Origin of the sequence: Streptomyces sp. (assembly GCF_031181555.1) — a bacterium.
In the GTDB taxonomy this organism is placed as follows: Bacteria; Actinomycetota; Actinomycetes; order Streptomycetales; family Streptomycetaceae; genus Streptomyces; species Streptomyces fimbriatus.
Genome location: NZ_JAPSKQ010000028.1, coordinates 15,816 through 37,899, shown reverse-complemented (window position 1 = coordinate 37,899; position 22,084 = coordinate 15,816). Strand labels below are relative to the sequence as shown.

The window sequence follows — 22,084 nt, the reverse complement described above, 5'->3', positions numbered from 1 at the left end:
CACGACCAAGGGGTGTCATGAGCAGGCTGAACAGGACGGACCGTCCGTACGACATCGTGCTCCTCGGAGCCACCGGCTTCGTCGGGACGCTCACCGCGGAGTACCTCGCCGCCCACGCACCCGCCGGGCTGCGCTGGGCGGTCGCGGGCCGCAGCGCGGGGAAGCTGGAGCGGCTGCGCGAGCGGCTGCCCGGTGGCGCGGAGGTCGGTCAGCTGCGGGCGGACGTGTCCGACCCGGCCTCGCTGCGCGAACTCGCCGAGCACGCGCGCGTGGTGGCCACGACGGTGGGCCCCTACGTGGAGTACGGCGAGGCGCTCGTCGCCGCCTGCGCGGACACCGGCACGGATTATGTCGACCTCACGGGTGAGCCCGAGTTCGTGGACCTGGTGTACGTCCGCCATGACGCACGCGCGCGGGAGACCGGCGCGCGGCTGGTGCACGCCTGCGGCTTCGACTCGGTGCCGCACGACCTGGGCGCCTACTTCACCGTGCGCCGGCTGCCCGAGGGGGTGCCGCTGACCGTGGACGGCTTCGTGACCGTCGACGCGGCCTTCTCGGGCGGGACGTTCGCCTCGGCGCTGGGCCAGTTCGCCCGGCCCCGGCAGCTCCGCGCGGCGGCCCGGGACCGCCGGCGGCACGAGCCGCGGCTGGTGGGCCGCCGGGTCTCGGCACCGTCGGGTGCGCCGCGCTACGCCCCGGAGGTGGGCGCCTGGGCCCTGCCGCTGCCGACCATCGACGCGCAGATCGTACGCCGGTCGGCGAGGGTGCTCGACCGGTACGGCCCCGACTTCCGCTACCGGCACTACGCGGCCGTCCGCCGCCTCCCCGTGGCGGTCGGCGGGATCGCGGCCGTGGGCGCGCTGGTGGCGGCGGCCCAACTGCCTCCCGCGCGGCGCCGGCTCTCCGACCGGCTCAGGCCCGGTGACGGGCCGGGCCCCGAGAAGCGCGCCCGGAGCTGGTTCACCGTCCGCTTCGTGGGCGAGGGCGGCGGACGGCGGGTGTACACGGAGGTCTCGGGCGGTGACCCCGGTTACGACGAGACGGCGAAGATGCTCGCCGAGGGGGCGCTCTGCCTGGCCCTCGACGACCTCCCGCAGACGTCCGGACAGGTCACGACGGCGGTGGCGATGGGCGACGCGCTGATCGAGCGGCTGCAGAGCGCGGGGATCCGCTTCCGCGTCGCCGCGGACCGCTGACGGGCGGTCCGGGCCGGGGCGGCGCTAGAGCGGCCACTCCAGAACGGTGTAGATCATCCCGGCGATCCAGCCGAGTCCGGCCAGGACGGCGAGGGCCAGCCCGATCGTCACGGCCCGCTCGACGGGCTGGACGGAGGGCGCGGCAGGCTTGGGGGCGCGGTGCGTCGTCATGCGCCCCAGCCTGCCGACGGGGGTGGCGGCCGGGCATCCGTACACGTACTCAGTTCGCGCATGAGTGCCCCGGACCGGTACGCGCGGTGACGGAGGAGCGGCACCTCACGACCGGCGCCCCCGCACTCGGGGCTCCGGGCCCCGCGGCGCACTCGGTGTCCTCCCGGCTTGAGACTTGCGTGCCGGTTCAGCCGGACATCCCGAGGTCGGCCGACGAGACCGGTCCCCGAAGTGCCAACGGGGAGTTCAATGAAATCCTTGAAGGCATGCGATTTCTTCTCGAAGTCACCATGGACGGCGAAGCGTTGGCGAAGGACCCCGCCGGGGAGCTGGGACGGATCCTGCGGTACTGGGCGGGGAACCTGCGCCACTACCCACTGGAGCCCGGCGACGGATCGGTGATCCACGACTCGGAGTACCGCGAGGTGGGGCGGTGGGCGATCGAGACGGAGGCCGAGGGGTAGGCCGAGAGGGGGAAGGAATCCTGGGTTCCGCGGCGGCCGGGACCTAGACCCCGGCCGCCTCGCGCAGCGCCCTGCGGCACAGGGCGTCCGCCCTGCGGGTGGTCTCCGGGAGGCGGTGGGCGGGGGTCAGCGCGAGGGTGTGGGCGCAGGCGTTGGCGAGGCTCACGCGGTGGCCGACCGAGACGAAGACCGGCTTGACCGCGTCCCTCGTGCGCAGGGCCCGGCCGACCTCCTCGCCGCCGGCGAGCAGCGGTGCCGTGCTGCCGCGCGGGGTGTCCGGGTCGTCGTACGTGAAGGTGAAGGGGTTCTTGGCGACACCGATCGTCGGCAGGCCGGTGAGGACGCCGAGGTGACTGGCGAGGCCGAAGCGGCGGGGGTGCGCGAGACCGTAGCCGTCGCAGACGACCAGCCCGGGCGGGCAGGGCAGGGCGTCGAGGACGGCGAGGACGGTGGGGAGCTCACGGAAGGCGAGCAGTCCGGGCACGTACGGGAAGGAGATCCGCCCGACGGCCGTGGCCTCGGCGACGACGTCGAGGCTCCCCGCGTCCAGGACGACGGCCGCCGCGGCGACGACGTCCCGCTCGTCGTCGTACGCCACGTCGACCCCGGTGACGCGGCCCGCCCCGGGCGGCGGGCCCGGCTCGTCGAGCACCACCCGCGCGCGGAGTCCGTCCTGGACGGCGCGGGCCTGTTCCTCGGTCTCGGGCCAGTCGGCCGGTATGCCTACGATCGTCATGATGCCCCGAGCCTACGGGGCGTGCGCGTTCCGCGCGGAGGGCGTCCCCGGTCCCCCCACGCGGGGGACCCCCGCCGGCGGGAAGGCGGACGTCACCGCCGGCGGAGGTCCGTGCGGAGGCGGCTCACTTGCCGAGCGCCCGCTGGAGCTGGCTCTTGTTCATGTGCGAACGGCCCTCGACCCCGCGGCGCTTGGCCTCCTCGTACAGCTGGTCGTAGGTCGGCCCCCGGGAGCCCTTGCCGGACCGCCGGCCGCCCCGTTCGCCGGACGACATGTCCTTGGTCGAGGTGCGGCTCGCGCTCTTGGACTCGCCGGACCTGGCGCGCTCCTTGTTCACCGTCCGCGCGGCGATCTCCTTGGCGCGTCCCGTGCTCTCGCCCCGGTCCTGCGCGCTCTCCTTGATGTGCTCGTACTGACGCTCCCGTTTGGAACCGGAACCACGTGGCATGTCCGCTCACTTCCTCTCGTGTTCAGCGAACGGGTACCCACGCCGGCGGCAAACAGGACCCCTTCGCGCGTCAGTGCTCCAGGCGGGCGACCCTCGCCTTCTCCCCCGCCGCCCAGCAGCCGCGGTCGGGGGCGCGGCGGTGCGTCGCTCTCGCCGGTCGCGTGCTCCCCGAGCACCTCGTGGGGGGGGGCGACGCCCGTCCACCGCCCCGGTGCCGTCCAGACGGCCGTGCCCGGCGGACGGGAGTTCCGGTGAGCGGCACAAATGCCTTGCGGAGCACGCGAGGAGGGCCGCGCCGCTCGGATGCATGAAGGCGGTGACAGAGGTCACTCGGTCTCCGTGTGCACGGATTGGTTGATTCCGTCGTCTCTTCCAGTAGCCGGCCCGATCCGCCCCGGAAGCCCGTCCAGCCGTCACGAGGGAGCAAGGCGTTGTCCACCGTCATCGAGCAGCCCGTCGAGGCCCGTCTCGTCGCCGCCGCACCGCGGATGCCGAACATTCCCGCCACCCTGCGCTACGACCGGAACGACCCGTTCGCCGTCCGCATGACCTTCCCCGCACCCGCCACCCTGGAGGGCGTGGAGGTCTGCTGGACCTTCTCCCGCGAGCTGCTCACCGCGGGGCTGCGGGGTCCCGAGGGCCACGGCGACGTACGGGTGCGGCCGTACGGCTACGACCGCACCGTGCTGGAGTTCCACGCCCCCGAGGGCACCGCCGTCGTGCATGTCCGCTCGGGCGAGGTGCGCCGGTTCCTCCAGGCCACGAGCGAGCTGGTGCCGGCCGGCCTGGAACACCTCCAGCTCGACCTGGACCGCGACCTCGCGGAGCTGATGCGCGACGCCTGACGGGGCCGGGACGGACGTACCGGCCGGCCCGACTCCCGCCGCCCGTCGGCGCGTCGAGCGTGCCGTGGTCCGGTGCCTCGCCGGGGGCGTCGTACGTCCCCGCGTCGAACGGCTCCCGTGCGGCACGGCGGACCGGGGCGTGCGCCGGGACCTGCCGTCACGTCCAGCGGTCCGTCGGTTCCGGCGGCGAGTTCCCGGTGATCCCCGGGTCGACGGCCCCGGGGACGAGGACCCCGTCGGCGGCGGGGCGCGACGGACCCCGTCCCGCGTCGTGGAGGGCGTCCTCGGGGGGAGCCGCTCCCGGTGTCCGCGCCGACGGGCGCGCCGACGGCCGACGCGGGTTCCCCCGGACCCCGCCGGGCGTCTTCGGACACGGCCGGGCGTGACCGCACGTCGGCGGGCGGTGCGCCGGCGAGGCCGGTCCTCGGCACTCGCGGGCGGGCCGAGCGCCGGGGCTTCATCCACCGGGAGTGAGCGACGGCGCCGGCCTGGCGGCGGTCAGCGCGGTGCGCAGTTCGCGGACGATCCGGCCCAGTGCGGGTGTCGCGGCCCCGCCGCGTCCGGCCAGGTCCTCGACACGCCGTTCCCAGCCGGCACGGTCCCGGCCCGGCAGCAGGACGCCCAGCCCCGCCGCGGCCCCCAGGGCGACGACCGCCGCGTCCGTCTCGGAGACGTCCGCGGCCGGTACGGGGCCGTCGAGGATCCACCGTGCCTCCCGCTGCAGGTGCCGCACCCGGGCCACGCCGTCCAGGACGTGTTCCACGGAGGGGAACACACCGAGGACCCGCCGCTTCTCGGCCCGCAGCACCCCCTCGGCCACCAGTTGCTCGCGGACCGCGTCGAGGGTGTGGCGGGCCCGCAGCGTCACCCAGGTGCGCCAGGAGTGCGGGCAGGACTCGCTGACGAGTTCCAGGAGCCCGTCGAGGGCCGCGTCCCCGGTGCGCGAGTCCAGGTCGAGCGGCGTGGTGATGCCCTCGTCGTCGATCAGCAGACCGCGCCGGGCCAGGTCGGCGAGGGCCCCGGCCCGCACCAGAGGGGGCAGGTGGGACGGGTCGGCGACCTCCCGCCGCCCGGTGTCCCAGGCCAGCAGATAGAGCCGGGCCGGCAGTGAGAGCGATCCGTCGGGCACGGGGCGCACGGGGGTCTCCTCGGGGGTCGGATCGTGGGCCGGGAAATGGCGTTGACAGCCCATCCGGCCGGCCGTACGGTGTACAACGGTTCTGTTGCCGTCGAATGGAGAAGGACGTTGCTCGTCTGAGGTTCTGAGACACCACGTCACACCGGTGAGGTGTGTGCGTCGCGTGCGACCTCGGCGTTCGAGCCGTCCTTGCGATCCCTGTGCGGCAGGGCTCTATCTCATGCCCAGGACCTCCCTCCGGCTGCCGGTCGTCGTCGCGCGGTGTCTCCATACGCGTTTGCCCCTGACCGCCCCGAGCAACCGCGGAGGCCCGCATGTCAGCATCCATCACCTGTACGTCCCTCGCCTTCACCTGGCCCGACGGCACCCCCGTCTTCGAGGACCTCGACGTCGCCTTCGGCCCCGGCCGGACCGGGCTGGTCGGCGTCAACGGATCGGGGAAATCAACCCTGTTGAAGCTGATCGCCGGTGAACTCGCACCGACCGACGGCACCGTCCGCGTGGCCGGCGAGGTGGGATACCTGCCGCAGAACGTGACCCTGGACACCACGCTCCGGGTCGACGAGGCGCTCGGCATCGCCGCACAGCGGGCCGCGCTGCACGCCATCGAGGCGGGCGACGTGACCGAGGAGCACTTCGACACCGTCGGCGACGACTGGGACGTGGAGGAGCGCGCCCTGGCCACGCTGGGCGAACTCGGCCTCGGGCACATCGGGCTGGACCGCACGGTCGGCGAGGTGTCGGGCGGCGAGTCGGTGCTGCTGCGGCTGGCCGCGCTGCTGCTGCGCCGGCCGGACGTGCTGCTGCTCGACGAGCCCACCAACAACCTCGACCTGTACGCCCGCAGGCGGCTGTACGCGGCCGTCGCCGGCTGGCCGGGCGTGATGGTCGTGGTCAGCCACGACCGCGAACTGCTGGAGCTCGTCGACCAGATCGCGGATCTGCACTCCGGGGAGGTCACCTGGTACGGCGGCAACTTCTCGGCCTACGAGGAGGCGCTGGCCGTCGAACAGGAGGCGGCCGAGCGCATGGTGCGGGTCGCCGAGGCGGACCTGCGCAAGCAGAAGCGCGAACTGGCCGACGCCCAGGTCAAGCTGGCCCGCCGCAAGCGGTACGGGCAGAAGATGTGGGAGCAGAAGCGCGAGCCGAAGATCGTCATGGGGGCGCGCAAGCGCGCGGCGCAGGTGTCCGCGGGCAAGCACCGCATCATGCACGAGGAGAAGCTCGCCGAGGCCCGGGAACGGCTCGACGAGGCGGTGGAGGCCGTGCGGGACGACGACGAGATCCGTGTCGACCTGCCGTACACGGCCGTGCCGCCCGGGCGTACCGTGCTCACCCTCCAGGACCTCGGGCTCGTGTACGGCGCCCGGGTGAACGGCGGCTTCGAGCTGCGGGGACCGGAGCGGGTCGCGCTGATCGGACGCAACGGCGCCGGCAAGACGACGCTGCTGCGCACGATCGCCGGGGAGCTCGAGCCGGTGTCGGGCGAGACGGCGGCGCACGTCCCGCTGCGGTTCCTGCCGCAGCGGCTCGACGTCCTCGACGACGGGCTGACGGTCGCGGAGAACGTGGCCCGGTTCGCTCCGGACGCCACCAACAACCGGATCCGGGCGCGGCTCGCCCGCTTCCTGTTCCGGGGCGCCCGGGCCGACCAGAAGGCGGCGACCCTGTCCGGCGGCGAGCGGTTCCGCGCCGCACTGGCCGCGCTGATGCTGGCGGAGCCCGCGCCGCAGCTGCTGATGCTGGACGAGCCGACCAACAACCTCGACATGGCGAGCGTCCGGCAGCTCACCACGGCGCTGGAGTCGTACGAGGGGGCGCTGATCGTGGCCAGTCACGACCTGCCGTTCCTGGAATCGATCGGGATCACCCGATGGCTGCTGATGGAGGAGGGAGAACTGAAGGAAATCACGACAGAAACTGTCGGGTATCCCGCCTAGCGTCGGCGGCATGAGCCAGTCGAACGAGTCCAGCGAGTTCATCACCCTCACCGGGGCCAGGGAGAACAACCTCAAGGACGTCACGCTCCGCATCCCGAAGGGCCGGCTGACCGTGTTCACCGGCGTTTCGGGATCGGGGAAGTCGTCGGTCGTCTTCGACACGATCGCGGTCGAGTCGCAGCGGCAGCTGAACGAGACGTACACCTGGTTCGTCCGCAACCGGCTGCCCAAGTACGAACGGCCGCACGCGGACGCCCTGGAGAACCTCACCCCCGCGATCGTCGTCGACCAGCGGCCCATCGGCGGCCACTCCCGGTCGACGGTCGGCACGATGACGGACGTGTACTCGGTGATCCGGGTGCTGTTCTCCCGGCACGGCACGCCGAGCGCCGGGCCGGCGACGGCGTACTCGTTCAACGACCCGTCGGGCATGTGCCCCGAGTGCGACGGTCTGGGCCGTACCGTACGGCCGGACTGGGACCGCATCCTCGACCCGGACCGCTCCCTCGCCGAGGGGGCGGTCCGCTTCCCGCCGTTCGCCGCGGGGACGTGGCAGGGGCAGGCGTACACGAACAGCGACGAGCTCGATCCGCACAAGCCGGTGCGCGAGTTCACCGCGGCCGAGCGGGAGTTCCTGATGCGCGGGCGCCCCGGCAGCAAGGTCACCGTGAACGGCACGGGCGGCACCTGGACCACCGAGTACGAGGGGCTCGCCGACCGGTTCGAACGGCTGTACCTGAAGCGGGACCTGGCGGCGATGAGCCAGAAGACCCGCGACATGGTGCGGGAGTTCCTGGCCGAGGGCACCTGCCCGGCCTGCCGGGGCGCCCGGCTGAACGAGGCGGCGCTGGCGACGCGCGTGGGCGGGCTGTCCATCGCCGACTGCACCCGGATGCAGGTCACCGACCTCATCACCGTGCTGCGGGAGATCGACGACCCGGTGGCCCGGCCGATCGCCGGGGCCGCCGTCGCCGCGCTGGAGCGGATCGAGACGATCGGCCTCGGCTACCTCAGCCTCGACCGGGAGACGTCCACCCTCTCCGGCGGCGAGGGCCAGCGGCTGAAGACGGTGCGGCACCTGGGGTCCAGCCTGACCGGGATGACGTACATCTTCGACGAGCCCAGCGTCGGGCTGCACCCGCGCGACGTGCACCGCCTCGGCGAACTGCTGCTGCGGCTGCGGGACAAGGGGAACACCGTGCTGGTCGTCGAGCACGACCCCGACGTCATCGCGCTGGCCGACCATGTCGTCGACATGGGCCCCGGTGCGGGCGCCGGGGGCGGCCGCGTGGTGTTCGAGGGGACGCCGGGCGAACTGGCCCGCTCCGGCACCCTGACCGGACGGTGCCTCGGGCGGCGCACGGCGGTCAAGGACGCGGTCCGGGAGGCGACCGGCGAACTGTGGGTGAAGGGCGCCGACCGGCACAACCTGCGCGATGTCACCGTACGGTTCCCGACCGGGGTGCTGACCGCGGTGACCGGGGTCGCCGGGTCCGGCAAGAGCACGCTGGTCGCCGAGTTCACCGCCGTCCACCCCGACGCGGTGGTCGTCGACCAGTCGTCCATCGGGATCTCCGCGCGGTCCACCCCGGCGACGTACCTCGGGATCATGGACACGGTACGGAAGATCTTCGCGCGGGAGACGGGCCGGGAACCGGGACTGTTCAGCTTCAACTCCGCCGGCGCCTGCGCGACCTGCGAGGGCCGGGGGATCATCCACACGGACCTCGCCTTCATGGACCCGGTGACCACGACCTGTCACGACTGCGAGGGCCGGCGCTTCAAGGAGGAGGTGCTGCGGCTGACGGTCGGCGGCCGCTCCATCGCCGACGCCCTGGGCATGACGGCCGACGAGGCGCTGGACTTCTTCGACGACACGGGCGTACGCCGCCGGCTGCGCGCCCTGCGGGACGTCGGCCTGACGTACCTCACCCTCGGGCAGCCGCTGTCCACGCTGTCCGGCGGGGAACGGCAGCGCATCAAGCTCGCCACCCGGCTGCACCGCAAAGGGGTGGTGTACGTCCTGGACGAGCCGACCACCGGGCTGCACATGGCGGACGTGGACGGTCTCGTCGCCCTTCTGGACCGGCTCGTGGACGCGGGCAACACCGTCGTCGTGGTCGAACACAACCTGGACGTGATCGCCCGTGCCGACTGGGTGATCGACCTCGGGCCGGACGGCGGACGGGACGGCGGGCGGGTGGTCTTCGAGGGGACGCCGGAGCACCTGCTGGCGGCCGGGGAGTCGTTCACCGGGGAGCATCTGCGGCGGGCCGTGCGGGGGCGGTGACACGGGGGCCCGCCGCGGGCGCGCGGGCCGGCGGGATCCGTTACCCGCGGGTACACCTCATCGCCGCCGGGGGTGGTCCCGTCCCGGTTCGCCCTGCATGATGGTCCGCCGGCGCCCGGGTGAGTCCCGGCCACCCGCGGGAGGCCCCCGGCGCGGTACCGACACACCCCATCCGATACGGAGTCACGCTCGTGTCCAGCAAGAAGGCCCTGATCCGCCGCCCCAGCCCCCGCCTGGCCGAAGGGCTGGTGACGCACGTCGAGCGGGAGGGAGTGGACGTCGGCCGGGCGGTGGAGCAGTGGGAGGCGTACGGGGAGGCGCTGCGCACCCACGGCTGGGAGACGGTCGAGGTGGCCCCGGCCGACGACTGCCCGGACTCCGTGTTCGTCGAGGACACGGTGGTGATGTACCGGAACGTGGCGCTGATCGCCCGGCCCGGTGCCGAGTCCCGGCGCGACGAGACCGCCGGCGTCGAGGAGGCCGTGGCGTCCCTGGGCTGCTCGGTGAACTGGGTCCGGGAGCCGGGCACGCTGGACGGCGGCGACGTGCTCAAGATCGGCGACACCGTGTACGTGGGCCGCGGCGGGCGCACCAACGCGGCCGGGGTCCAGCAGGTGCGGGCCGCGTTCGAGCCGCTGGGCGCGCGGGTGGTCGCCGTGCCGGTCACCGGGGTGCTGCACCTGAAGTCGGCGGTCACGGCGCTGCCGGACGGGACGGTCGTGGGGCACGTCCCGGCCGTGGACACGCCGTCGCTGTTCCCCCGCTTCCTGCCGGTGCCGGAGGAGTCCGGGGCGCATGTGGTGCTGCTCGGCGGGGACAAGCTGCTGATGGCGTCGAGCGCGCCGAGGACCGCGGAGCTGTTCGCGGACCTCGGCTACGCGCCCGTCCTGGTGGACATCGGCGAGTTCGAGAAGCTCGAGGGCTGTGTGACCTGCCTCTCGGTGCGCCTGCGGGAGCTGTACGCCTGACCGGTGGCCCTCCCCGGCCGCACGGCTCGTGGGCCTGCGGTTCCGGGCCCGGACGCGCCCGGGAAGTCTTCGCGGCCGTACGGCCTGATCAGCGATCTTTACGGCACCCTTAACCTACGGCTACGTAACCTACGGCTACGTAGCCTACGATTCCGTAGGTTCCGGCACCGCTCGCCGGTCCCGTCGTACCCTGCACCGTCCCCCCTGGAGTTTTCGTGACGCTCACCTCCCCTCACCTCGGCAGCCCGTCCGTCTGGACCGACGCGCGGCTGTTGTACGCCCTGGAGGAAGTGGTCGAGAAGGAGCTCAACCGGCATCTGAAGGTCGCCAAGGACTGGATGCCGCACGAGTACGTGCCGTGGAGCGACGGCCGCAACTTCCCCGGTCTCTTCGAGGACGGCGAGGCCTGGGACAAGGAGCAGTCCAAGGTCACCGAGGTCGGCCGGATCGCACTCGTGGTGAACCTGCTGACCGAGGACAACCTCCCGAGCTACCACCACGAGATCGCCACCCTGTTCGGCCGGGACGGCGCCTGGGGCACCTGGGTGCACCGCTGGACGGCCGAGGAGGGCCGGCACGGCATCGTGATGCGGGACTACCTGCTCACCTCGCGGGCGGTGGACCCGGACCAGCTGGAGCAGTTCCGCATGGCGCACATGAGCGAGGGCTTCGAGTCGGACAACCGGCACTCGATGCTGCACTCGGTCGCCTACGTCGCCTTCCAGGAGCTGGCCACCCGCATCTCGCACCGCAACACCGGCCACCAGTCCGGCGACCCGGTCTGCGACCGCATGCTGGCCCGCATCGCGACCGACGAGAACCTGCACATGGTCTTCTACCGCAACCTCCTGAAGGCGGCCTTCGAACTCGCCCCCGACCTGACGATGCAGGCGGTGCGCGACGTCGTCGTGAACTTCCGGATGCCCGGCCACGGCATGCCCGGCTTCGAGCGGGCCGCCGCGCAGATGGCCATCGGCGAGGTCTACAACCTGCGCATCCACCACGACGACGTGCTCCAGCCCGTGCTGCGCCACCTGAAGGTCATGGAGATCGACGGCCTCGGTCCCGAGGGCCTCAAGGCGCAGGAGGAGCTCGGCGTGTTCATGGGCGGCCTGGACGCGGAGGCACGGAAGTTCGACGAGAAGCTGGCGGCCCGCAAGGCCCGGATGGCGGCGCGCGCGGCCCTCTGAGGCGGCCCGTGGGCCGCTGACGTCGTCGGGGAGCGGCGGGCCTCGGGGCCGACCTCCCGCATCCCCGGTGGCGATGCCCGGGTGGCCGGCCGGGCCGTGACCGCGGCTCCGGCCGGCCCGGCCCCCGGTCCCTAGCGGCTCACCCGCCGCAGCTCCAGCCGCTCCTTCTCCGACAGGCCGCCCCAGACGCCGAAGCGCATGTCGTGGGCCATGGCGTAGTCGAGGCAGGCCGCGCGGATGGGGCACAGACCGCAGATCCGCTTGGCCTCACGGACCGAGCTGCCCGGCTCGGGGAAGAAGAAGTCCCCCCCGGTCTGCGCGCACAGCGCCTCCTCCTGCCAGGTCAGGTCGGGCGACGGGAACGTTTCGATGTGCATGGCCAGAAGCGTGCCGGGCGGCGAAAAACGTTCGATCAACGCCGCATCAACGCGGCTCGGCACCGCTCGTCCGTCCGCGTCCGCACGATGATGGCGTCACCGGGGCGGGAAACACACGGCGGCGCGCGGAGGGACCGCCCTGTTCCCCGCCGGGTCGCGGACGGCGTCAGGCCTGCCGCGGATCCCCCTTGAGGACGGCGAAGCGCGCGCCGTACGGGTCCTCGAGGCGGGCCAGGCGGCCGACCCCGGCGAGGGAGGTGGCGGGCATCCGGACCCGGCCGCCCAGCTCGACGGCCCTGGCGACGGCGGCGTCCGGGTCGTCCACCCCGATGTAGGGCAGCCAGTACGGCTGTCCGGACTCCGCCTCCGTGGGATCGTCGGCCAGGGGGACCAGGCCGCCGAACATGCCCTCCTCCCCGGCCCCGGCGGGGGTGACGGAGGTGTAGACGCCGTCGGGGAAGGTCACCGCCGAGGTCTCCCAGCCGAGGACCGCGTGGTAGAAGGCGGCGGCTCGGGCGATGTCCGGGGTGTACAGCTCGACCCAGCACAGCGAGCCGACCTCACCGGCGGCCTCGACGCCCTTGCGGAGGGCGGGCTCCCAGATGCCGAAGGGGACGCCCGCCTGATCGGCGAGGATCGCCGTCCTGCCCTGTTCCCCCACGTCCACGGGCTGCATGGGCACGCTGCCCCGGGCCTGCCGGGCGGCCTGCGCCGTGGCCTGTGCGTCGGGGCTCCGGAAGTGGACGGTCCACGCGGGCGGCCCCTGCTCCGGCGTGGTGCGCATCGCACCCGCGACGATCCTGCCGGCCAGCCGGAAGAAGCCGTAGCCGCCGGCGTCGGGCCCCGCCGGCCGGAACTCCCAGCCGAAGAGACCGCCGTAGAAGGACGTGGCGCCCTCGAGGTCGGACGTGCCGACGTCGATCCAGTTCGGAGCGCCGTCGACGAACCGGGTGGTGAGCATGGTGCCTCCTGCGAAGGGTCCCGCCGCCTGTTCCGCCGATGTCTTCCACCGCCCGCCGGCGATTCGCCGCGGGAGCACACGAACGGGCGTGTCCGGCCCGACCGCACGGGCCGCGGCGCGCGCCGGACCTCACGCGGAGGCGCGCCGCACCAGGGTCGTCGGCAGGATCACGCTGGAGGGGGTGCCGCCCACGTTCTCCGGCGCGGCCGCGGTGCGGTCGAGGCCGCGCAGGAGGAGGCGGGCCATCAGGCGGCCCATCTCCTCGATGTCCTGGCGGACCGTGGTGAGCGGCGGGTCGGTCTGCTCGGCGATCGGCAGCATGTCGTCGAAGCCGACGACCGCCACGTCGTCCGGCACCCGCCGCCCGTGCTCGCGCAGCACGCGCAGGGCGCCCACCGCCGTGAGGTCGTTGGCGGCGAACACCGCGTCCAGGTCGGGGCAGCGACCGAGGAGTTCCCGCATCGCCCGCTCGCCCGCGGCCGGGGTGAAGTCGCCCTCCACGACCAGGCGCGGATCGGCGTCGACCATGACGTCCCGGAAGCCGTCGAGCCGGTCCACCGCGGAGGTCTGGTCGAGGGCGCCGGTGATGTGCGCGATACGGCCGCGGCCGAGGCCGAGCAGGTGCCGGACGGCGTCCCGGGCACCGCCCCGGTTGTCGCTGTCGACGTAGACGACGCCGTCCCTGCCGCCGCTCCAGCCGGGCCGGCCGCCGAACACCGTCGGCACGCCCGCGCGCTGGATGAGCTCGGGCAGCGGGTCGTCGAGGTGCAGCGAGAACACCAGCGCGCCGTCGACATGGCCGCCGGCCAGGTAGCGGGCGACCCGGGCGTGGTCGTCACGGCCCTCGGTGAGCAGCAGCACGAGCTGGTTGTCGTGGGCCGTCAGCTCCTTGCTGATGCCGCGCAGCTGGCGGGCGAAGAAGGGATCGGCGAAGACGCGGGTCTCCGGTTCGGCCACGACGACGGCGACGGCGTCGTGCCGTTTCGTCACCAGGCTGCGGGCCGCCTGGTTGGGCACGTATCCGAGTTCCTCCACGGCCCGCCTGACCCGCTCGGCCAGGGGTTCCCTGACCCCGTCGGCACCGTTGACCACCCGGGAGACGGTGGCCCGCGAGACCCCGGCCCGCGCGGCCACGGCCTCCAGCGTGGGGCGTGGCACTGTCTCGGTCACGTCGGGGCTCCTCACCTGCGGCTGCGGGACAGGATAGCCCCGGGCGGCCGAGGGGTGAGAGCGCTCTCGGATCTCTCACGGTGAGGTCAGTGGCCGTGTTCGTGCCCTTCCCCGGAGTCCGCGCCGTGGTGGTGCTCGTGCGGGTCGTGGCCCGGGATCGTGCCGTCCGGCTTCTTGACCAGGAACAGGCCGACCATGCCCATGTCGGAGTGGCTCTGGACGTGGCAGTGGTACATCCAGGCGCCCGCGCCGACGCCCTCCCCCGCGATCACCTGGAAGCCGAAGGAGTCCGCCGGACCGCAGATCTTGTTGTCGATGACCTGGCTCGGGTCGTCGGGGCCGGTGAGCATGCCGGTGCGGTTGTCGGCCCAGCGGTGACCGTGCAGGTGGAAGGTGTGGTAGAACTCGCCGTGCGTGATCACGACGAATTCGACGCGGTCGCCCACGGTCGCCTCGAAGTCCGGGCCGGTGTGCGCCGGCCTGTTGTTGATCGTCATGTCGTTGAAGACGACCGTGTGGGTCGCGTCGGGCAGCACGTCGCCCTTGCGGCGCACGATCACCGGGCCGTACAGGCCGTTGCGGATGCCGCCCGTGCCGTGTTCCGTGCCGACCACGTGGTCGTGGTAGTGCCAGTAGCCGGCGCTGCCCGCCCGCCAGGTGCCGTCCTTGCGGCGCCCCGGGGCGTGGGTGCGCCAGGTGTAGGTGCGGGTGCCGCCCGGCTCGACGTCGCTCTTGCTCTGCTTGGTGCCGTCGCTGGAGATCTCGTAGTCCAGGCCGTGGACGTGCAGGCTCACGGGTACGTCCATGGTGTTCTCGAACTCGACGTGCAGCGTGTCGCCCTCGTTGAGCTCGATGAGGGGGCCGGGGATCGATGCCTTGCCCTTCTCCAGGCCGTAGCCCATCCGCCCGCCGTCCAGCCGCTCGGCGTAGAGCTTGATGCGCTTCACCTCGCCTCCGGCGGGCGCGGTCTTCGCCGGTCCGGCGGCGCTCGCGGCCCCGGGCGTGAAGGACAACGATGTCGCGACGGCCGTGCCGCCCAGCAGCACCCGCCGGTTGAAGCCGCGTCTGTCCATGCCGAACTCCCCACGTAGCTGTCATGAACCTGTGAAACCGTAGCGACCTCCCGATGGTTTATCCACACTCAGGACAAAGTTCGTTTCATTGCGGCCATAGGTATTGGCGACTGGCGCAAAGAGGTCTAGCTTCCTTGACGCTGTTGCCGCGACCGAGGAGGGGTGGGTGGCCACATGCGGTTCACATCGCATCAAGAACCCATGCGCTTACGAAGGTTGAGCACGAGAGGCACGAGAGCGACCGGAACGGGACGCCGCACCTGGGCGATCGGCGTCACCGCCGGCATCGTCGCCGCCGGGCTGCTGTCGGGTCCCGCCGCCAGTGCGCGCCCGGCGCCGGATCCGTCCCTGACAACGATGTCCATCACGTCGCCCCCGGGTGGCGCGAACGTACGTGTGCTGCTGTTCCACGGCTCGGCGGCGGGCGGCGACGAGTCGCCGCTCGTGAACGCGGGGATCGAGGCGATCGAGAGGATCGGCCTGTCCGGTCCGGCGGACCAGCGGTTCAAGGTCACCGCCACCGACGACGCCTCGGTCTTCACCGACGGCAAGCGGCTGGGGCGCTTCAACACGATCGTGTTCCTGACCGGCGGCGGGGACGTCCTCGACCCGGACCAGGAGGCGGGCCTGGAGGCGTACATGGAGGCCGGCGGCGGTTTCGTCGGCCTCCACGACGCGGCCCGCGCGGAGCCGTACTCGGACTGGTTCACCGGTCTCATCGGCGCCCGCCCGGCCGCGTCGAGCCCGGACAAGGTGCAGCGGGCCACCGTCGAGGTGGGCGACCGGCGGCATCCGGCGACCAAGGGCCTGCCCCTGCAGTGGAAGCGGCCCGACAAGTGGCTGAACTGGGTGGAGAACCCGTCCGGCGAGGTGCACACGGTCGCCAGGGTGCGCGAGTCGACGTACGGGCCCGGGGCGAGCGCCAACGGCTGGGACCACCCGGTGAGCTGGTGCCGTGACTACGACGGCGGCCGGTCCTTCTACACCGGTATGGGCGGCACGGTGTCGTCGTACGACGAGACCGACTTCCGCGAGCACCTGCGCGGTGCCCTGCTGTGGACCACCCGGCTCGTGCAGGCCGACTGCAAGGCGACGATCACGGGCAACTACAAGGCGGAGCGGCTGACCCGGCCCAACCAGCCGGGGCAGAACGACCAGATCGGTGAACCGCACGGCCTGGTCACCGCCCCCGACGGCCGGGTCTTCTACATCGGCCGCGGCGGCGCCGACTCCTCTCAGCCGGTGGTCACCGACTGGAACGACCCCGACATCGGCAAGGGCCGGGGCGAGATCCACGTCTACGATCCGAGGACCGGGAAGGTCACCCTCGCCGGGGCACTCACCGTCTTCGGCAACAAGGGCGGCGGCGACGAGCTGACCAAGGTCGAGGAGGGCCTGCTCGGCATCGAGCTGGACCCGGACTTCGAGCGGAACGGCTGGGTGTACCTGCACTACACACCCCACTCCGGGATCGACCGCGACACGCGCATGGCCGAGCGGCGGGTCTCCCGCTTCACGCTCGACCGGGCCACGAACAAGCTGGACCTCGCCAGTGAGAAGGTGCTGCTGAAGTGGCCGGTGCAGATCCACAGCTGCTGCCACGCGGGCGGCGGGATGGCCTGGGACTCCAAGGGCAACCTGTACATCGCCACCGGTGACAACAACTCCAGCGGCTTCAGCGGCGGTTACTCGGGCAACAACCCCGAGCCGAACTTCAAGGGCGTCTCCTTCGCGGACGCGCGCCGCACCGCCGGCAACACCAACAACCTCAACGGCAAGATCCTGCGCATCCACCCGGAGCCGGACGGGACGTACACCCTCCCCGAGGGCAACCTGTTCACCGGGAAGGAGACCGCCGAGGGCGGCGGGAAGACGCGCGGCGAGATCTACGTGATGGGGGTGCGCAACCCGGCGCGCATCTTCGTCGACAAGACGACCGACGTCCTCTACGCGGGCTGGGTCGGCCCGGACGCGGGTCAGCCGTCGCCCACCTGGGGACCGGCGAAGTACGACACGTTCGCCGTGATCACGAAGGCGTCCAACCGGGGCTGGCCGTACTGCATGGGCGACAAGCAGCCCTACCGGGACCGCAATCTGCCGGATCCGTCCAAGCCGCTCGGCTGGTACGACTGCGACCGCCCGAAGAACGAGTCGCCGAACAACGACGGCCTGGTCAACCTGCCGCCGGTGACCGGCAACAACATCTGGTACTCGCCGCAGGGCGGCGGTCCGGACTTCCCCCGGGACGCGAACGGTGTCCCGTCGTACAAGGCGGAGGAGGCCACCTACAGGCTGCCCTGGCTCAAGGGCGGCGGCCAGGCCGCGATGAACGGGCCGGTCTACCGCTACGACGAGGCGAACACGAACGGGACCAAGTGGCCGGCCTACTGGGACGGCAAGTGGTTCGTCGGCGACTTCTACGACGCCGACCAGCCGCGCAACGCGGTGCTCATGGACCCGAGGACGCAGGGGGACGGCGGTCTGCCGGTGCACTCCGAGTCGCTGAAGAAGATCGTGCCGATCGGCAACGACGGCATCAAGAACCTGATGGACTGGAAGTTCGGCCCGGACGGGGCGCTGTACGTCCTCGACTACGGCCGCGGCTTCTTCACCTCCGACTCCAGGTCCGCGCTCTGGCGGGTCACCTACACGGGCGGCGGGCCCACCCCGGCCGCCGGTCAGCTGGCGAGGAAGGCCGGATGAGACCAGTGATACGGCAACGAAGAATGTGGGCCGCCCTGTTGGCCGCCCTGCTGATGATGCTCGGCCTGCAGGCGACGACCTCCGCGGCCGGCGAGCCCGAGGCGGCGGACACCGAGGCGGCACAGCAGGTACTGACCTGGACCGCCGGGAACGACATCGACAGATACCTGTCGGCACCGGCGACGGCGGTGGCGGGCCCGGCGACGATCGTCTTCGAGAACAGCGCGGCCACCGGCAACACCACCGGCATGCCGCACACCCTGACGTTCGTGACGTCGGACCCGGAATTCAACAACGACGTCCAGCTGAACATCCTGGCCAACCCGGGCGACGCCCAGGGCGGCCGGCACACCGCCGAGGTCACGCTCACCCCGGGCCGCTACTTCTACCACTGCACGATCCCCGGCCACAGCCAGATGCAGGGCGTCCTGACGGTGACCGAGGGCGGAGGCGAGGACACCACGGCACCCGAGGCGACGGCGGAGGTGACCGGCACGCGGAACGCCGAGGGCGCGTACGTGGGTTCGGCGAGCGTCGGCATCGAGGCCACCGACGAGGGCTCGGGCGTCGACCGGATCGAGTACGCGCTCGGCGCCGACGGCGCCTGGCAGCCGTACACCGCGCCGGTCGTGGTCGACCGGGTCGGCACGCACACGGTGCGCTACCGCGCCCTGGACAGGGCGGGCAACGTCTCGGCGGAGAGGAGCGTCGAGTTCACCGTCGTCGCCCCGCCGTCCGACGACACCGCCCCGCCCGAGACCTCGGCGACGGTGGACGGCGAGCAGAACGACGACGGCGCCTACATCGACATGGCGACGGTCACCGTCACCGCGTCCGACACCGGCTCCGGCGTCAACACCATCGAGTACGCGCTCGGCGCCGACGGCGCCTGGCAGGCGTACACCGGGCCGGTGATGGTGCACCGGCCCGGCACGCACACCGTGCGCTACCGCGCCACCGACAAGGCGGGCAACGTCTCGGCGGGGAAGAGCGTGGAGTTCACCGTCGTCGCCGCTCCCCCGCAGGACACCACCCCGCCGGTGACGGGCGTGACCGTGGAGGGCACGAGGAACTCGGACGGCGCCTACGTCGGTGACGCCACGGTGACCGTCAGCGCCACCGACGAGGGCGGTTCCGGCGTGGCCGGCATCGAGTACTCGCTCGACGGCGGCCCCTACCTGGCGTACACCGGGCCCGTGGTCGTCGACCGGGCGGGCCGGCACACCGTGGCGTACCGGGCGACCGACAGGGCGGGCAACACCTCCGAGCCGCTGACGGTGAGCTTCACGGTCGTGGCGGACGGCGGGGTGCCCGCGCCGAACTGTCCCGAGTACGACGAGCGGTTGACGGTGTTCGTCGGCACCGTCGACTCGGGCGTGCCGAACCGGGTCACCAACAACCGGTGCCGGATCGGCGAGCTGATCGAGGACGAGAAGGAGTGGACCTCGCAGGCGCTGTTCCTCAAGCACGTGAGGACCGTCCTGGACGCGCTCGAGAAGGAAGGGGTCGTCGACAGGCGGGAGTACCGGGCCATCGACAGGGCCGCCCGCCAGTCCGGGATCGGCAGGCCGGGTCAGACCGAGGGCTACCGCAAGATCCTCGACGGCACCGAGGAGTCCTTCGCCCGGTGGGAGCAGGTGGGCGGCGGCTCGTTCGCGCTGAACCCGGACGGGTCGATCACCTCCGGCACCAGCAGGCCCGGTCTGGGCATGCTGTGGTTCCCCGAGCGCAAGTACGGCGACTTCTCGCTGAGGCTCCAGTGGCGGGACGACGCACCGGGCACCGGCAACGCCAACTCCGGTGTGTTCGTGCGGTTCCCGCAGGTCCACGACCACCCGGAGGAGTCGCGGCCGGAGTGGGTCGCCATCAAGTACGGGCACGAGGTGCAGGTGTTCGACTCGCCCACCGGCGACATGTACAAGACGGGCTCGGTCTACGGCTTCGACCGGGTCGGCCTGGCCGGCGCGGGCGTGACGCAGAAGGGGACCTGGAACGACTACGAGATCCGCGTGGTGGACCAGCACTACTCGGTCTACCGCAACGGCGTGCTGATCAACGAGTTCGACAACACCGGCGGCCAGGACTTCTCCCCGCCGCGCTCGGACGACCCGGGCACGGACGGGCGGCGGTTCGCCTCCGGTTACATCGGACTGCAGGTGCACGGCACGACGGACGTGGTCTCGTACCGGGACGTCCGGATCAGGGAACTGTAGTCCCCACGGGTCAGGAGGCCGGGGGTTTTGGCTTCCTGGCCCGGCTCGGCTGGACCCGCCTGGGTTCCCCCGGCATCGCCGGATGCTCGGGCGGGTACGGCAGGTCGCCCAGACCGTGGTCGCGCTCGTCGCGGCGGGCGAGTTCGAGCAGGGGCTCGAGGGAGAACGCGTGATCGTCCATGTCCGCGTGCACGTCGCCGAGTTCGGCGAAGCGCGCGGGCATGGTCGCGAGGTCGAAGTCCCGCGGGCGCGCCACCGCGACCTCCTCCCAGCGCAGCGGCGCCGAGACGGGCGCGTGCGGGTGGGGGCGCACGGAATAGGCGGAGGCGACGGTGCGGTCGCGGGCCGTCTGGTTGTAGTCCAGGAAGACGCGCTCGCCGCGCTCCTCCTTCCACCACTTGACGGTCACCCGCTCCGGCATCCGGCGCTCCATCTCGCGGCCCACCGCGATGGCGGCGCGGCGGACCTCGGTGAAGCTCCAGCGCGCCTCGATGGGGACGAACACGTGCAGGCCCCGGCCGCCGGAGGTCTTGGGCCAGCCGCGCAGACCGTGCGCGTCGAGCACCGCGCGCAGTTCGTTGGCGGCGCGGGCGGCGTCCTCGTAGTCGGTGCCGGGCTGCGGATCGAGGTCGATGCGCAGCTCGTCGGGATGGTCGACGTCGTCCCGGCGCACCGGCCAGGGGTGGAAGGTGAGGGTGCCGTACTGGGCGGCCCACACCACGGCGGCCTCCTCGGTGGGGCACATCTCGTCGGCGGTGCGGCCGCTGGGGAAGGCGATGCGGGCGGTGGGGATCCAGTCGGGCATGTTCCTCGGGGCCCGTTTCTGGAAGAACCACTCGCCGGTCACGCCCTCCGGATGGCGCTCCAGGGTGGTCGGCCGGTTCCTGAGCGCGCGCAGGATGCCGGGGCCGACGGCGGCGTAGTACCGGGCGACGTCCAGCTTGGTGAAGCCGCGCTCCGGGAAGAACACCCTGTCCGGGCTGGTCAGCCGTACGGTGCGGCCGGCCACCTCGAGTTGCACCGCGTCACCCATGCGAGCCACGGTAGGCGCATCGCCCGCACCCCGCACACCGGCAGGACACCGGGCGGCAGCGGGCGCGAGCGCGCAGAATCGGAGCATGGATCTGCCGGTGATGCCGCCCGTGAAGCCGATGCTCGCCAAATCGGTGGCGAGGATCCCGCCGGACATGCAGTACGAGGCGAAGTGGGACGGATTCCGGGCGATCGTGTTCCGCGACGGGGCCGAGGTGGAGCTGGGCAGCCGTACCGGCAAGCCGCTGAACAGGTACTTCCCCGAGCTGGTGGCGGCGGTGCGGGAGCGGTTGCCCGAGCGGTGCGTGCTGGACGGGGAGATCGTCGTCGCGCGGGAGGGACGGCTGGACTTCGACGCGCTCGCCGAGCGGATCCACCCGGCGGACTCCCGGGTGCGGGCGCTGGCCGGGCGGAACCCGGCCTCGTTCGTCGCCTTCGACCTGCTGGCGCTGGGGGACGAGTCGCTGCTGGACGCGGAGCTGACCGACCGGCGGGCCCTGCTGACCGGGGCACTGCGGGGGGTCGCCCCTCCGGTCCACGTGGCGTCGGCGACGACGGACATCGAGGTGGCCCGGGGGTGGTTCGAGCAGTACGAGGGGGCGGGTCTGGACGGGGTGGTCGCCAAGCCCCTGGACCTGCGCTACCGCCAGGACGAGCGGGTCATGTTCAAGATCAAGCACGAGCGCACCGCGGACGTCGTCGTCGCCGGCTACCGCCGGCACAAGAGCGGCCCGGTGGTGGGCTCCCTGCTGCTCGGGCTGTACGACGACAAGGGCGCGTTGCAGCACGTGGGCGTGTCCGCCGCCTTCACCATGAAGCGGCGCGCCGAGCTGGTCGAGGAGCTCGAGCCGCTGCGCACGGACGACGTGACGGGCCATCCCTGGGCGTCCTGGGCGGACGAGGCGGCGCACGAGACGGCACGCCTGCCGGGGGCGCCGAGCCGCTGGTCGGGGCGGAAGGACCTGTCCTGGGTGCCGCTCAGGCCGGAGCGGGTGGCCGAGGTGGCCTACGACCACATGGAGAACGGGCAGCGGTTCCGGCACACCGCCCGCTTCCGCCGCTGGCGCCCGGACCGCACCCCCGAGAGCTGCACCTACGCGCAACTGGAGGAGCCGGTCCGGTACGACCTGGCGGAGGTCCTCGGCGGCGGTTCCTAGGGCATGTCCGGC

The 22,084-nt window shown here is 72.5% G+C and carries 19 protein-coding genes; 10 read left to right on the top strand and 9 right to left on the bottom strand.

All coding sequences use genetic code 11. From position 1 onward, the window contains the following. The first annotated feature begins 17 nt into the window (after positions 1 to 17). Complete coding sequence (locus RIM90_RS08880; protein WP_309060045.1) at positions 18 to 1,196, top strand: saccharopine dehydrogenase NADP-binding domain-containing protein; 1,179 nt, start codon at positions 18 to 20, stop codon at positions 1,194 to 1,196. A 24-nt stretch (positions 1,197 to 1,220) separates the two neighbouring features. Here RIM90_RS08880 and mmpA read toward each other — a convergent pair whose 3' ends face one another. Next, positions 1,221 to 1,367, bottom strand: a complete 147-nt coding sequence (mmpA, locus tag RIM90_RS08875; RefSeq protein WP_309060044.1) for a morphogenic membrane protein MmpA — start codon at positions 1,365 to 1,367, stop codon at positions 1,221 to 1,223. Between the two features lie 266 nt (positions 1,368 to 1,633). Here mmpA and RIM90_RS08870 point away from each other — a divergent pair, with 266 nt between their 5' ends. Continuing rightward, positions 1,634 to 1,831, top strand: a complete 198-nt coding sequence (locus tag RIM90_RS08870) for a hypothetical protein (protein WP_309060043.1) — start codon at positions 1,634 to 1,636, stop codon at positions 1,829 to 1,831. Positions 1,832 to 1,874: 43 nt separating this feature from the next. Here RIM90_RS08870 and RIM90_RS08865 read toward each other — a convergent pair whose 3' ends face one another. Continuing rightward, positions 1,875 to 2,567, bottom strand: coding sequence for an endonuclease V (locus RIM90_RS08865; RefSeq protein ID WP_309060042.1), 693 nt, complete (start codon positions 2,565 to 2,567; stop codon positions 1,875 to 1,877). A 124-nt stretch (positions 2,568 to 2,691) separates the two neighbouring features. After that, a complete protein-coding gene (locus RIM90_RS08860) occupies positions 2,692 to 3,015 on the bottom strand; it encodes a plasmid stabilization protein (protein ID WP_309060041.1) in 324 nt (107 codons plus the stop codon). A gap of 431 nt (positions 3,016 to 3,446) precedes the next feature. On the opposite strand from RIM90_RS08860, the gene RIM90_RS08855 reads away from it, so the two are divergent. After that, entirely contained in the window at positions 3,447 to 3,860 is a 414-nt protein-coding gene (locus tag RIM90_RS08855; RefSeq protein WP_309060040.1) for an SsgA family sporulation/cell division regulator, read from the top strand. Positions 3,861 to 4,317: 457 nt separating this feature from the next. Here RIM90_RS08855 and RIM90_RS08850 read toward each other — a convergent pair whose 3' ends face one another. Continuing rightward, a complete protein-coding gene (locus RIM90_RS08850; protein ID WP_309060059.1) occupies positions 4,318 to 4,989 on the bottom strand; it encodes a GPP34 family phosphoprotein in 672 nt (223 codons plus the stop codon). 323 nt (positions 4,990 to 5,312) lie between these two features. On the opposite strand from RIM90_RS08850, the gene RIM90_RS08845 reads away from it, so the two are divergent. From RIM90_RS08845 to RIM90_RS08830, 4 genes are all read left to right on the top strand, one after another. Next, positions 5,313 to 6,938 carry an ABC-F family ATP-binding cassette domain-containing protein gene (locus RIM90_RS08845; protein ID WP_309060039.1) on the top strand — a complete coding sequence of 542 codons (1,626 nt, stop codon included), beginning with the start codon at positions 5,313 to 5,315 and terminating at the stop codon, positions 6,936 to 6,938. A gap of 10 nt (positions 6,939 to 6,948) precedes the next feature. Beyond that, positions 6,949 to 9,228 (top strand): excinuclease ABC subunit UvrA, encoded by a 2,280-nt coding sequence (locus tag RIM90_RS08840; RefSeq protein ID WP_309060038.1) that lies wholly within the window; start codon positions 6,949 to 6,951, stop codon positions 9,226 to 9,228. 191 nt (positions 9,229 to 9,419) lie between these two features. Then, positions 9,420 to 10,196 carry a dimethylargininase gene (ddaH, locus tag RIM90_RS08835; RefSeq protein WP_309060037.1) on the top strand — a complete coding sequence of 259 codons (777 nt, stop codon included), beginning with the start codon at positions 9,420 to 9,422 and terminating at the stop codon, positions 10,194 to 10,196. A gap of 215 nt (positions 10,197 to 10,411) precedes the next feature. Continuing rightward, the gene (locus RIM90_RS08830) at positions 10,412 to 11,386 is read left to right on the top strand and encodes an acyl-ACP desaturase (protein WP_309060036.1); all 975 of its coding nucleotides are present in this window, start codon (positions 10,412 to 10,414) and stop codon (positions 11,384 to 11,386) included. 131 nt (positions 11,387 to 11,517) lie between these two features. On the opposite strand, the gene RIM90_RS08825 is transcribed toward RIM90_RS08830, so the two are convergent. The 4 genes from RIM90_RS08825 to RIM90_RS08810 all read right to left on the bottom strand — a co-directional run bounded on the left by RIM90_RS08825 (position 11,518) and on the right by RIM90_RS08810 (position 14,967). After that, positions 11,518 to 11,763, bottom strand: coding sequence for a WhiB family transcriptional regulator (locus RIM90_RS08825; RefSeq protein ID WP_309060035.1), 246 nt, complete (start codon positions 11,761 to 11,763; stop codon positions 11,518 to 11,520). Positions 11,764 to 11,929: 166 nt separating this feature from the next. Then, the gene (locus tag RIM90_RS08820; RefSeq protein WP_309060034.1) at positions 11,930 to 12,724 is read right to left on the bottom strand and encodes a VOC family protein; all 795 of its coding nucleotides are present in this window, start codon (positions 12,722 to 12,724) and stop codon (positions 11,930 to 11,932) included. 129 nt (positions 12,725 to 12,853) lie between these two features. After that, positions 12,854 to 13,894 (bottom strand): LacI family DNA-binding transcriptional regulator, encoded by a 1,041-nt coding sequence (locus RIM90_RS08815; RefSeq protein WP_309060033.1) that lies wholly within the window; start codon positions 13,892 to 13,894, stop codon positions 12,854 to 12,856. 86 nt (positions 13,895 to 13,980) lie between these two features. Next, the gene (locus RIM90_RS08810) at positions 13,981 to 14,967 is read right to left on the bottom strand and encodes a multicopper oxidase domain-containing protein (RefSeq protein ID WP_309060032.1); all 987 of its coding nucleotides are present in this window, start codon (positions 14,965 to 14,967) and stop codon (positions 13,981 to 13,983) included. Between the two features lie 201 nt (positions 14,968 to 15,168). Between RIM90_RS08810 and RIM90_RS08805 the strand changes: the two genes are divergently transcribed. Together RIM90_RS08805 and RIM90_RS08800 are read left to right on the top strand one after the other, a co-directional pair. Next, the gene (locus RIM90_RS08805; RefSeq protein WP_309060031.1) at positions 15,169 to 17,670 is read left to right on the top strand and encodes a ThuA domain-containing protein; all 2,502 of its coding nucleotides are present in this window, start codon (positions 15,169 to 15,171) and stop codon (positions 17,668 to 17,670) included. A 23-nt stretch (positions 17,671 to 17,693) separates the two neighbouring features. After that, positions 17,694 to 19,883 (top strand): OmpL47-type beta-barrel domain-containing protein, encoded by a 2,190-nt coding sequence (locus RIM90_RS08800; RefSeq protein WP_309060058.1) that lies wholly within the window; start codon positions 17,694 to 17,696, stop codon positions 19,881 to 19,883. Positions 19,884 to 19,893: 10 nt separating this feature from the next. Here RIM90_RS08800 and ligD read toward each other — a convergent pair whose 3' ends face one another. Beyond that, positions 19,894 to 20,916: a non-homologous end-joining DNA ligase gene (gene ligD, locus RIM90_RS08795; protein WP_309060030.1), complete on the bottom strand. Its 1,023-nt coding sequence runs from the start codon at positions 20,914 to 20,916 to the stop codon at positions 19,894 to 19,896. Between the two features lie 85 nt (positions 20,917 to 21,001). On the opposite strand from ligD, the gene RIM90_RS08790 reads away from it, so the two are divergent. Further along, positions 21,002 to 22,072 (top strand): ATP-dependent DNA ligase, encoded by a 1,071-nt coding sequence (locus tag RIM90_RS08790; protein WP_309060029.1) that lies wholly within the window; start codon positions 21,002 to 21,004, stop codon positions 22,070 to 22,072. Positions 22,073 to 22,084 lie beyond the last annotated feature (12 nt).

Excerpts from the sequence above, each read along its gene's own strand:
- mmpA (WP_309060044.1), bottom strand. The coding sequence starts at position 1,367 with ATGACGACGCACCGCGCCCCCAAGCCTGCCGCGCCCTCCGTCCAGCCC.
- RIM90_RS08800 (WP_309060058.1), top strand. The coding sequence starts at position 17,694 with ATGTGGGCCGCCCTGTTGGCCGCCCTGCTGATGATGCTCGGCCTGCAG.
- RIM90_RS08865 (WP_309060042.1), bottom strand. The coding sequence starts at position 2,567 with ATGACGATCGTAGGCATACCGGCCGACTGGCCCGAGACCGAGGAACAG.
- RIM90_RS08840 (WP_309060038.1), top strand. The coding sequence starts at position 6,949 with ATGAGCCAGTCGAACGAGTCCAGCGAGTTCATCACCCTCACCGGGGCC.
- RIM90_RS08860 (WP_309060041.1), bottom strand. The coding sequence starts at position 3,015 with ATGCCACGTGGTTCCGGTTCCAAACGGGAGCGTCAGTACGAGCACATC.
- RIM90_RS08825 (WP_309060035.1), bottom strand. The coding sequence starts at position 11,763 with ATGCACATCGAAACGTTCCCGTCGCCCGACCTGACCTGGCAGGAGGAG.
- RIM90_RS08810 (WP_309060032.1), bottom strand. The coding sequence starts at position 14,967 with ATGGACAGACGCGGCTTCAACCGGCGGGTGCTGCTGGGCGGCACGGCC.
- RIM90_RS08845 (WP_309060039.1), top strand. The coding sequence starts at position 5,313 with ATGTCAGCATCCATCACCTGTACGTCCCTCGCCTTCACCTGGCCCGAC.
- ligD (WP_309060030.1), bottom strand. The coding sequence starts at position 20,916 with ATGGGTGACGCGGTGCAACTCGAGGTGGCCGGCCGCACCGTACGGCTG.
- RIM90_RS08790 (WP_309060029.1), top strand. The coding sequence starts at position 21,002 with ATGGATCTGCCGGTGATGCCGCCCGTGAAGCCGATGCTCGCCAAATCG.
- RIM90_RS08880 (WP_309060045.1), top strand. The coding sequence starts at position 18 with ATGAGCAGGCTGAACAGGACGGACCGTCCGTACGACATCGTGCTCCTC.
- RIM90_RS08820 (WP_309060034.1), bottom strand. The coding sequence starts at position 12,724 with ATGCTCACCACCCGGTTCGTCGACGGCGCTCCGAACTGGATCGACGTC.
- RIM90_RS08870 (WP_309060043.1), top strand. The coding sequence starts at position 1,634 with ATGCGATTTCTTCTCGAAGTCACCATGGACGGCGAAGCGTTGGCGAAG.
- RIM90_RS08805 (WP_309060031.1), top strand. The coding sequence starts at position 15,169 with ATGCGCTTACGAAGGTTGAGCACGAGAGGCACGAGAGCGACCGGAACG.